Source organism: Streptomyces sp. NPDC054840, assembly GCF_053611065.1.
In genome coordinates this window covers 1-9,702 of record NZ_JBSGZP010000247.1, presented here as the reverse complement: position 1 = coordinate 9,702, position 9,702 = coordinate 1, and the positions used below count along the sequence as shown (strand labels likewise).

General features: G+C 71.7%; 11 protein-coding genes. 4 read left to right on the top strand and 7 right to left on the bottom strand.

The window, feature by feature from the left end:
- The 4 genes from ACWGIU_RS19020 to ACWGIU_RS19005 all read right to left on the bottom strand — a co-directional run.
- Nucleotides 1-926 (bottom strand): ROK family protein (locus ACWGIU_RS19020; RefSeq protein ID WP_453707255.1); only part of this gene is annotated, 926 nt, incomplete at its 3' end.
- Complete coding sequence (locus tag ACWGIU_RS19015) at nt 923-1,900, bottom strand: ATP-binding cassette domain-containing protein (protein ID WP_453707253.1); 978 nt, start codon at nt 1,898-1,900, stop codon at nt 923-925. The genes ACWGIU_RS19015 and ACWGIU_RS19020, both read right to left, overlap by 4 nt.
- Nucleotides 1,867-2,913, bottom strand: a complete 1,047-nt coding sequence (locus ACWGIU_RS19010) for an ABC transporter permease (protein WP_453707251.1) — start codon at nt 2,911-2,913, stop codon at nt 1,867-1,869. Before ACWGIU_RS19010 ends, ACWGIU_RS19015 begins: the two co-directional genes overlap by 34 nt.
- On the bottom strand, nt 2,910-3,920 hold the full coding sequence (locus ACWGIU_RS19005; RefSeq protein ID WP_453707249.1) for a substrate-binding domain-containing protein: 1,011 nt from the start codon (nt 3,918-3,920) through the stop codon (nt 2,910-2,912). Before ACWGIU_RS19005 ends, ACWGIU_RS19010 begins: the two co-directional genes overlap by 4 nt.
- A gap of 195 nt (nt 3,921-4,115) precedes the next feature.
- Between ACWGIU_RS19005 and ACWGIU_RS19000 the strand changes: the two genes are divergently transcribed.
- Nucleotides 4,116-5,129, top strand: coding sequence for a Gfo/Idh/MocA family protein (locus ACWGIU_RS19000; protein ID WP_453707247.1), 1,014 nt, complete (start codon nt 4,116-4,118; stop codon nt 5,127-5,129).
- A 63-nt stretch (nt 5,130-5,192) separates the two neighbouring features.
- Here ACWGIU_RS19000 and ACWGIU_RS18995 read toward each other — a convergent pair whose 3' ends face one another.
- Entirely contained in the window at nt 5,193-6,137 is a 945-nt protein-coding gene (locus ACWGIU_RS18995; RefSeq protein ID WP_453707245.1) for a DMT family transporter, read from the bottom strand.
- Between the two features lie 133 nt (nt 6,138-6,270).
- On the opposite strand from ACWGIU_RS18995, the gene ACWGIU_RS18990 reads away from it, so the two are divergent.
- Nucleotides 6,271-6,642, top strand: a complete 372-nt coding sequence (locus tag ACWGIU_RS18990) for a hypothetical protein (RefSeq protein WP_453707244.1) — start codon at nt 6,271-6,273, stop codon at nt 6,640-6,642.
- 195 nt (nt 6,643-6,837) lie between these two features.
- On the opposite strand, the gene ACWGIU_RS18985 is transcribed toward ACWGIU_RS18990, so the two are convergent.
- Both ACWGIU_RS18985 and ACWGIU_RS18980 read right to left on the bottom strand, forming a co-directional pair.
- Nucleotides 6,838-7,452 (bottom strand): dihydrofolate reductase family protein, encoded by a 615-nt coding sequence (locus ACWGIU_RS18985; protein ID WP_453707242.1) that lies wholly within the window; start codon nt 7,450-7,452, stop codon nt 6,838-6,840.
- A 324-nt stretch (nt 7,453-7,776) separates the two neighbouring features.
- Nucleotides 7,777-8,289 carry an RHS repeat-associated core domain-containing protein gene (locus ACWGIU_RS18980; protein WP_453707240.1) on the bottom strand — a complete coding sequence of 171 codons (513 nt, stop codon included), beginning with the start codon at nt 8,287-8,289 and terminating at the stop codon, nt 7,777-7,779.
- Here ACWGIU_RS18980 and ACWGIU_RS18975 point away from each other — a divergent pair.
- Nucleotides 8,237-8,527, top strand: a complete 291-nt coding sequence (locus tag ACWGIU_RS18975; RefSeq protein ID WP_453707238.1) for a hypothetical protein — start codon at nt 8,237-8,239, stop codon at nt 8,525-8,527. The two genes, ACWGIU_RS18980 and ACWGIU_RS18975, sit on opposite strands and share 53 nt — an antisense overlap.
- A 170-nt stretch (nt 8,528-8,697) precedes the next feature.
- A complete protein-coding gene (locus ACWGIU_RS18970; RefSeq protein ID WP_453707236.1) occupies nt 8,698-9,435 on the top strand; it encodes an SDR family oxidoreductase in 738 nt (245 codons plus the stop codon).
- Nucleotides 9,436-9,702 lie beyond the last annotated feature (267 nt).

The following is a 9,702-nucleotide window of genomic DNA, read 5'->3' as shown; positions in this document are numbered from 1 at the left end:
CCGATCAGCAGGTCGTCGGCGGCGCTGACGCCGCCGCCGATGACGAAGCAGGCCGGGTCGAGGGCGGCGGCGAGGTTGGCGATGCCGACGCCCAGCCACTGTCCGATGTCCTGGAGCAGCTCGACGCACATGGCGTCGCCCTCACGAGCCAGCTCGGTGATCAGGGGTCCGGTGATCTCCTGGACGTTGCCGCCGACCTTGGCGATGATGTTGTGCGCGACCGGCGAGTCGGCGGCGGCCAGCTCGCGTGCCTCGCGGACCAGGGCGTTCCCGGAGCTGTACTGCTCCCAGCAGCCGCGGTTGCCGCAGGGGCAGCGGTGGCCTCCGGGGACGACCTGCATATGGCCGAATTCGCCCGCGACCCCGTACCGGCCGCGCTTGACCTGGCCGCCTTCGAGGATGGCTCCGCCGATGCCGGTGCCGAGCGTGATCATGACGAGGTGGTCCTCGCCGCGACCGGCGCCGAAGCGCCATTCCGCCCAGGCGGCGGTGTTGGCATCGTTGTCGACCATGACCGGGACCGCGAGCCGGGACTGGAGCGCGTCGCGCAGGGGCTCGTCGCGCCAGGCCAGGTGGGGTGCGAACAGCACGCGGGAGCGGTCGGCGTCGACCCAGCCGGCCGCCCCGATGCCGACGGCGTGCACGTCGTGCCGGTCGGAGAGGTCCAGCACCAGCTCGACGATGGTGTCCTCGACGACCTTGGGGCTCTTGGACTTGTCCGGGGTCTCCGCGCGGATCTTCTCCAGGATGATCCCGTCGGCGTCGACGACGCCGGCCATCACCTTTGTGCCGCCGATGTCGATGCCGACCGTGGGGACGCGCGGGGCCGTCAGGTGCGACCGGCGCTCCCGGGTCCCGATGGTCCGAAGGACGGTGCCTCGCGCCGACCCCCGGTGGGTGAGCGTGAAGTCCCGGTACGTGCTCATCGAGTCGTGTCGTCCCTCTCGGGTGCGGTGGTTCGGGGGGTCCGGTCGGCGTCGTCGGCCGGGCCGCTCCGACCGGCTGTGCCGTCCGTCGCGGCCGTGGCGTGGGGGGCGCCTGCCCCTGATTCTGCCACCCGCTCCAGCTCGTGGCTCAGTTCGTCCAGTTCGGAGCCGCCCGCCATCTGCCGGGTGAGCTCGTCGAGCGTGATCGAGTCGCGGGTGTGGCTGCCCGCCATGGCACCGCGCTTGAGGAGGACGAAACGGTCCCCCACCAGGTAGGCGTGGTGCGGGTTGTGGGTGATCAGGACCACGCCGAGGCCCGCGTCCCGGGCGGCTGCGACGTACTTGAGGACCACTCCGGACTGCTTGACGCCGAGGGCCGCGGTGGGCTCGTCGAGGACGAGGACCTTCGCCCCGAAGTACACGGCGCGGGCGATGGCCACGCACTGGCGTTCACCGCCGGACAGGGTGCCGATGGGCTGGTCCACGTCGCGCAGGTCGATGCCCATGCGCCGCAGTTCGGTGCGGGTGGTCTCGCGCATGAGGTCCACGTCGAGGCGGCGGAGAGGACCGCGGCCCTTGGTGGGCTCGGAGCCGAGGAAGAAGTTCCGCCAGACGGGCATGAGCGGGACGACGGCGAGGTCCTGGTAGACGGTGGCGATGCCGAGGTCGAGGGCCGCGCGGGGGTTGGCGAGGGCGGTCTGTTCGCCCTCGATCTCGAAGGTGCCGGCGTCGTGGCGGTGCAGCCCCGCGATGATCTTGATGAGGGTGGACTTGCCGGCGCCGTTGTCGCCGAGGACACAGGTGATCTCGCCCGCCGAGACCTCCAGGGAGACCCCCTGGAGGGCGCGGATGTTCCCGTAGAACTTGCTGACGTCGGTCAGCTTCACCAGGGCGGGGCCCGCGCCGGGCGCGGTCGTGGTCGTGTTCTTGTCGGTCGCGGTCACTTGCTTGCCTCCGCCCGCTTGCGGACCCATGCGTTGAGCAGCGTGGCCAGCAGGAGCATCGCGCCGAGGAAGAACTTGAACCAGTCCGGGTTCCACTGGGCGTACACGATGCCGTTGCTGGTCATGCCGAAGATGAAGGCGCCGACCGCCGAGCCGATGGCGGAGCCGTAGCCGCCGGTCATCAGACAGCCGCCGATGACGGCCGCGATGATGTAGAGGAACTCGTTGCCCACGCCCTCGCCCGACTGGACCACGTCGAAGGAGAAGAGGATGTGCTGTCCGGAGATCCAGGCGCACAGGGCGACGCCCATGTAGAGCCCGATACGGGTCTTAACTACGGGCACGCCGGTGGCGCGGGCCGCGTCGGCCCCGCCGCCCACGGCGAAGATCCAGTTCCCGGCGCGGGTGCGCAGCAGGATCCAGGTGGCGACCGCGACGATGGTGAACCACCACAGGATGGTGACCTTGAGGGTGACGGAGCCGATGTTCCACTGCGAGGCGAAGAGGGCGCGGGCGGAGGAGAAGCCCTCCATGTCGGCGATGGTCTTGGTGGAGACGGTGCCGGTGATCAGCTTGGTGAAGCCGAGGTTCAGACCGGTCAGCATCAGGAAGGTGCCGAGCGTGATGATGAAGCTGGGCAGCTTGGTACGGGTCAGCATGAAGCCGTTGAAGAAGCCGATGGCCAGTGTGACCAGCAGGGACACGCCGACGCCGACCCAGACGTTCGCGGTCATCTGGTAGCTGAACATCGAGCTCACCAGCGCCGAGGTCGTGACCATGACACCCGCGGAGAGGTCGAACTCGCCGCCGATCATCAGCAGGGCCACCGGGGCGGCCATGATGCCGATGGTGGAGGCCGAGTACAGGACCGTGCTGAGGCTGGAGGCCTGCAGGAAGCTGGGCGCGACGAGGGAGAAGAAGAGGAAGACGGCGACGGCGCCGACCACCGAGCCCAGCTCCGGGCGGGTGAGCAGCTTGCGCAGGGTGGAGGCGGGGGCGAGCCGTTCGTCGCGCCCGCCGACGGGGGTGGTGGCCGTGCTCATCGGCTGCCCCGCTTGATGTACTCCTCCAGCTCGGCCGCCTCGCCGGCTGTGACGATCTGCGGTCCGGTGAGCACCGGACGGCCGCCGCCGAGCACGTTCGCGTTGTAGCGGTAGAGCCAGAGCAGGTCGATGGCCTCGTAGCCCTGCAGGTAGGGCTGCTGGTCGACGGCGAAGCCGAGGGCGCCGGACTTCAGGTCGCGGGCCACCGAGGCGTTGAGGTCGAAGGTGTCCACCTCGGCCTTGCTGCCGGCCGCGTCCTTCGCCTTGACGGCGGTGGGCGCGAAGGGCGCGCCGAGGGTGACGATCGCGTCGATGGCGGGGTCGGCCTGCAGCTGGGCCTGGAGGGCCGCCTGGACGGAGGGCATGTTGGTGCCCTCGACGTACAGGTTCTCCATGGTGCCGGAGAAGGTCTTCTTCGCCCCGGCGCAGCGCTGCTCGTGGCCCACGTTGCCTTGCTCGTGCAGAACGCAGACGGCCTTCTTGCGGCCGCGCTTGTTCAACTCGGTGCCGACCGCCTCGCCCGCGATCTCCTCGTCCTGGCCGATGTGGGTCAGCGCCCCGTACGCGGCGGACTGGGCGGAGCCGGAATTGACCGTGATCACCGGGATGCCGGCCTTGACGGCCTTGGCGAGGACGTCCTTGAGTGCCTCGGGCTTGGCCAGACTGACGACGATCCCGTCGACTTTCTGGTCGATCGCGTTCTGCACGAACTGTGCCTGCTGCTGGGCCTGGTCGTCATGGGCGTAGACGAAGTTGATGTTGTCCTTCGCCGCGGCCTCCTTGGCCCCCTTCTGCACGATGTCCCAGAAGGTGTCGCCGTCGCCCGCGTGGGTGACCATCGCGAAGGTCCAGCGCGGCGTGGAGACGGCGGGCCGGCCCGCCTCGGCGGCCCTGGCGCGCTCCTCGGCGCGCTTGCCGCCCGTACTGCTGCAGCCCGCGAGCGAGGCCCCCAGTACCGCCGCGAGCACGGCGCCCACGACGCGTACCCCTGTCCGAACCCTAGCCACGTCGCCGCGCCCTTCCCTCGTCACCAATGCGGTCCGTCGTCGAGCCGGTCACCAATCCGGTCATTCCGGCTCCATTCCGGTCCAGCCGCTCAGTATCCGCCACAGTCGACCATGAAGGGTCATCGGGGCATGCCCGGCCAGGTTGACATGCGCGGGCGGATTGACAGGTTCCGCCGACAGGGTCAGGTTGAGTGCATGCGCATCGGGCTGATCGGAACGGGCCGGATCGGGTCCTTCCACGCGGCGGCACTGGCCCGCCACCCTGAGGCGGGCTCGCTCCTCCTCGCGGACGCCGATCCCGCGCGGGCGGCGCGCCTCGCCGACCGCCTCGGGGCCACCGCCGCGCCCTCCGTGGAGCAGGTCTTCACCTGGGGCGTGGACGCGGTGGTGATCGCGTCCGCGACCGAGGCGCACGCGGACCTCGTCGTACGCGCGGTCCGCGGCGGGCTGCCGGTGTTCTGCGAGAAGCCGCTGGCTCCTGACCTGAACCGGACCCTTGCGGCGCTGCGGGAGGTCGCGGCCACGGGCGGACTGCTCCAGGTGGGCTTCATGCGGCGCTTCGACGCGGGCTACGGCACGGCCCGGGAGCTGGTCCGTACGGGCGCACTGGGGCGGCTGCACACCGTCCGGACGATGACGGGCGATCCGGCGCCGCCGACAGCGGCCTACCTGGCGACCTCCGGCGGGCTGTACCGGGACTGCCTGGTGCACGACTTCGACATGGTCCGCTGGGTGACCGGGCACGAGGTGGTCGAGGTGTACGCGGCCGGGTCGGACGCGGGTCCGGCCCTGTTCCGCGAGACGGGCGACATCGACACGGCGGCCGCGGTGCTGACCCTGGACGACGGCACCCTGGTCACAGCCGGCGGCACGCGGTGCAACGGAGCCGGGTACGACGTGCGGATGGAGCTGGCCGGGGAGCTCGACCAGGTCTCCGTCGGGCTGGACGACCGGACGCCGATCGCCTCCACCGAACCGCACGGCGCGCCCCCGGCGAGCAAGCCGTGGACGGGCTTCCTGGAACGGTTCGCCCCGGCCTACGAGGCCGAGCTGGCGGCCTTCGTCCAGCTGGTACGGGGCGAGGGGGCCAACCCGTGCGACGGACGGGAGGCGCTGGCGGCGTTCCGCATCGCGGAGGCCTGCGAACTCTCGCGCCGGGAGCGGCGCCGGGTGCGGCTGGAGGAACTCCCGGACCTGCCGGCTCTGTAAGGGGGGCACGGGGCCACAGTACGGCGGGTGATCAGCGTCGGCTGCGGCGCTTTCCGGACACGCTCAGGGGGCGGCGGGGGCGGGGGGCACGGGAGCCGGGGTCACGGCGCGGCGGCCCCAGGCGGTGCCCACCAGGACCAGGAGGACTCCGGCGTGGCCGAGGGCGCCCAGCTCCTCCCCTCCGACGGCGATACCGGCGACGGCGGCCCACAACGGCTCGGTGCCCAGCAGCAGGCTGACGCGGGAGGGCGAGGTGCGGCGTACCGCCCACACCTGCACGAAGAACGCGAAGAGGGTGCAGAAGACGGAGAGGAAAGCGAGCCCGGCCCACTGGGCCGGGCCGAAGTCCGCGGCGGCGGCCCAAGGGCTGTCACCGGTCCCGGGCACGGCGGCCAGCAGGGCGAAGACGAGGACCGCCGCGCCGAGCTGCACGGTGGTCAGGGACAGCGAGTCGGCGTCCTGGACGGCCTCGATACGGGCCATGAGCAGGACGTGCAGGGTCCGGGCGAGGGCGGCGCCGAGGATGAGCAGGTCGCCGAGACCGGGCGCCGTGAAGCCGGCACCCTGGGTGAGGAGCACGACTCCGGCGACGGAGACGGCGGCGGCGCCGAGGAATCCGGCGGACGGCGCCTGCTTCCTGACGGCCGCCTCGGCGAGCGGGGTGAAGATCATGGTCAGGCTGATGATCAGCCCGGCATTGGTGGCGGAGGTGTGGACGACGCCGTAGGTCTCCAGGAGGAAGATCCCGCCGAGTACGAGGCCCAGCAGCCCGGCGCCCCGCAACTGGGCGGGGCTCAGGGCGCGCAGCCGCGCCCACCCGGCTACGACGAGCACGGGCAGCACGAGCGCGAACCGCAGCACGAGCACGGCGATGACGGTGTGCGTGGTGGTGATGCCCTTGGCCGCGAGATAGCTGCCGCCCCAGACGACGGCGACGGCCAGCACGGGCAGATCGGCGGACCAGGCCCGGCGCGGTGCGGCTTCGAGGGCTGGCGAGATCACGGTCATGGGGGCGTCTCCGACGGCACGGGGAGGTGGAGACTTCGGCGGCTCGCACGGATGCGCGCTCACGCTACCCGAGCCGATCATGCGGGGCGACCCCTTTCCCGGCCGCCCCCGCGGGACCCGTAGCATCGGCGGCATGGCTGATCTCTACGCCCTGGACCTGGCGTTCGACCTGCTCGACACCACGCCCGACGACGTGCTCGCGGAGGTGCGGCGCCAGCTGACGTCGCCGGACGGCCTCCTGTCGGCCCGCGGCCCGGCCTGGCGCGTCGGCGGCATGCTCGTCGGCGAGTTCGCCCCGACCGACCGCGGCAGCTGGGCCCTGACCACCCGCCAGGAGGTCCACGAGGAACAGCTCCCGGAGGTGGAGGACCTCCTCCTGCTCCTGGCCCCCCACGTCCGCCCCCCGGGCCCGGTCGGCCGCCTGCGCCACTACGAGAACGAGTCCCCGGACCTCCTGGTCCTGCGCGAGGGCCGCGTGGTCCAACTGGCCCTGGACCGGCGGTAGGCCGCCTGCCCCGCAGTAGCCGCTGGCACGGCGACCCGCGCGCGTGCCGAACCGAGCGGGGCCGCGCCGGTACGGCGGGGCATCCAGCACAACGGCATCGGCAGTGGGCGGTCGGCGGCCCGGCGACGAGGCGGGGTGCGGCGCCGGGCCCCGACACCGGGCCGGATCCCAGGCCCCTACGACTGGCCAGGCGGGTCAGCCGACGGTGCCGAAGGTGGCCCGCCCGGTGGGCCGGTAGGTCTGGAGCGCCGTCCCCGCCGGCGTCGTACGGGAGCTCGTCAACTCGTACGCGGTCGGCAGCCCGCCGGTGGGGAACAGCCGCTGCCCGGCGCCGAGGACCACGGGGAAGACCAGCAGGTTCAGCTCGTCCACGAGGTCCCGCGCCAGTAGCCACTGCGCGAGCTGCCCGCTGCCGTGCACCTGGAGCTCCCCGTCCAGCTCGTCCTTGGCCCGCACGATCTCGCTCTGCAGGTGCTCCCCGTCGAGCACGGTGGCCGGCCCCCAGGCCGGCTCCTCGAGGGTGGTGGAGGCCACGAACTTGTGCAGCCGGTTCAGCTTCCCCGCGACGGGGTCGGCGGGGTCGTCGTGCTCCGGCCAGTACGCGGCGAAGATCTCGTACGTCCGCCGCCCGAGCAGAAACGCCTCGGCCCGCCCGAACACCTCGGTGATGAACTCCCCCATCCCCTCGTCGGCGAACGGCGCGACCCACCCCCCGTACTCGAACCCCCCGCTCCGATCCTCCTCGGGCCCCCCGGGCGCCTGCATCACGCCGTCCAGCGTCACAAAGGTGGTCAGCGTCAGCTTCCCCATGTCTCCGCGCTCCTCACTAGGTCCGTCCCCGCACGAATGCAGCCTCCCGGACCCGGCGAAACTCACCGCGACGACACGCGAGCGCCCACCGCATCGCCTTCGATCGCTACCGCTGAGGTTTAAAGAGTCCGGTGCCAGCGGACGTTGAGGTGCTACATCCTCGTCATGAGACAGAGGGGTAGCAGCGGTCTGCCCGCTGCGGGGCGACCGAGATTGGTCTGGTTTTCGCATGACACCCCCTCGCGGTCGCACAGAAAGTCCGTTGCCCCGTAGGCAAGCATGGAGCCGGGGTGAGGAGTGTGGCAGCCAGCCCCGTCACCCATGTCAAGGCAGTCGGCGGAGATGTTGTAGCTGTAGCGACCCTGATTCGGCCGTGTACCCGTTCATCTGGAGCGGGTCGTTGATGTCGATGATCGGGTCGATCGTGATGAAGCGGCCCGTCGTCGGGTCGTATTCGCGGGCGCCGACGTGGGTGAGGCCAGTGGTGTTGTCGTCGTTGCCGACGCCGAGGAAGGTCCGGTCACCCGGCCAGCTGGCGGGCTGGCTTCCCCGGGGGTTGCCGTACGGGTCCGACTTGCGGCGGGTGACCGGCTGGCCGGCCTTCTGCTCGACGCTGACGGTCGCGGTGTTGTGGTGGTCGGTCAGCAGCTGCGACAGAGTGTGGCCGGTGGTCTTGCCGTTGGTCCGGCGGACCGTGGGGGCGCCGGGGCTGCTGTAGTAGCGGACGGCGTCGATGGCCTGTCCGGCCTTGTTGACCGTGATCTCGGTTTCGCCGAGGTAGAGGGTGCGGGCGCTGCCCGTTTCCTGGACTACACGGTTCGGCGGCGTCGACCTCACGTCCCTGGAGTCCAAGGCGAACTCCGAGGGCGCCGAGGACTACACCACCACCGGCTGGGGCAGGGCCACCCACCCCAAGGTCCTCGGCACCCCCGACGCCAACGGTGACGGCATCCCCGACATCTGGGCCGTCGGGACCAATGAGAACCAGTGGCTCTTCCAAGGAGGAACCAGCGCCGTCGGCGCCCCCATCGGCCGCGACGAGGACGGCTGGAACACCTTCCTGACCATCGGTTAGGTGGGACGAACGGCCGTAATCGCGAGCGCCCTGCCGGGAGATCACTCCTGGCAGGGCGCTTCCGTGTCTCCCCCTCCCCCACTCGGAACGCCAGGTCGGATTTCTGCCAGCAGTGGTGATCCCGCGGGGATTTGATTGAAGCAACAACCAATCGATGCGGGAGGAACGACATGGACAGCAGCAGCACGGTGGCGCTGGTGACCGGCGGGAGCAGGGGGATCGGGGCGGCCGTCGCGTTGCGGCTTGCCGAGGACGGGAGGGACGTCGCGATCACCTACGTCAGCGGCGCGGAGGCGGCCGCCGAGGTCGTCGGGAAGGTCGAGGCGCTCGGGCGGCGGGCCGTCGCACTGCGGGCCGATGCGGGGGACGCCGCTCAGGTCGCGAACGCCGTCGGGGAGACCGTACGGCGCTTCGGGCGGCTCGACGTGCTGGTCAACAATGCCGGCGTGGGGCTGCTCGGGCCGCTGGAGGCAGTGGCCCCGGCCGACGTGGAGCGCGTACTCGCGGTCAATGTGCGCGGGGTCTTCCACACCACGCAGGCGGCGGCCGCGCACCTGCGCTCCGGCGGGCGGATCATCACCGTCGGCAGCTGCATCACCCAGCGGGTGCCGGGGCCGGGCGGGGCGCTCTACGCCATGAGCAAGTCGGCGCTGATCGGGTTCAACAAGGCGCTGGCGAGGGAGTTGGGCGGGCGCGGGATCACCGCGAACCTCGTGCACCCGGGGCCGGTGGACACGGACATGAACCCGGCGGACGGACCCTACGCGGGCCCCCAGGCGGCGATGACCGCGCTCGGGCGGTTCGGTGCGGCGCGGGAGGTGGCGGCCGTGGTGGCGTTCCTGGCGGGGCCGGACGCCTCGTACGTGACGGGGGCGGAGTTCGCGGTGGACGGCGGGCACGCCGCGTAGCCCTCGCCGGGGGTGCGTGGCCCTCGCCGGGCGTGCGAACGGGTCCCGGGGCCGCGCGTTCCGGAGGTCCCGTGCGGGCTGCTTGCACGGGGCTCCGCCCCGGACCCCGCGCCTCAAACGCCGACGAGGCTGAGTATGCGGGCGCGCCCCGAAGGTGTCGGCTTCGGTGCGCGCGTCGCACTGGTTCCGGACTGGGCCGTCTCTTTCGGATCTTGTCGGCCGAGCCCGCGGCGTCCGGTGCCGTGCCCGGCAAGGCGGAGGGGCGCC

What these genes read in the sequence shown, in the direction of transcription:
- ACWGIU_RS19015 (WP_453707253.1), bottom strand. Translation starts at nt 1,900, where the DNA reads ATGGGTCCGCAAGCGGGCGGAGGCAAGCAAGTGACCGCGACCGACAAG.
- ACWGIU_RS18995 (WP_453707245.1), bottom strand. Translation starts at nt 6,137, where the DNA reads ATGACCGTGATCTCGCCAGCCCTCGAAGCCGCACCGCGCCGGGCCTGG.
- ACWGIU_RS18990 (WP_453707244.1), top strand. Translation starts at nt 6,271, where the DNA reads ATGGCTGATCTCTACGCCCTGGACCTGGCGTTCGACCTGCTCGACACC.
- ACWGIU_RS18985 (WP_453707242.1), bottom strand. Translation starts at nt 7,452, where the DNA reads ATGGGGAAGCTGACGCTGACCACCTTTGTGACGCTGGACGGCGTGATG.
- ACWGIU_RS19000 (WP_453707247.1), top strand. Translation starts at nt 4,116, where the DNA reads ATGCGCATCGGGCTGATCGGAACGGGCCGGATCGGGTCCTTCCACGCG.
- ACWGIU_RS18970 (WP_453707236.1), top strand. Translation starts at nt 8,698, where the DNA reads ATGGACAGCAGCAGCACGGTGGCGCTGGTGACCGGCGGGAGCAGGGGG.
- ACWGIU_RS19010 (WP_453707251.1), bottom strand. Translation starts at nt 2,913, where the DNA reads ATGAGCACGGCCACCACCCCCGTCGGCGGGCGCGACGAACGGCTCGCC.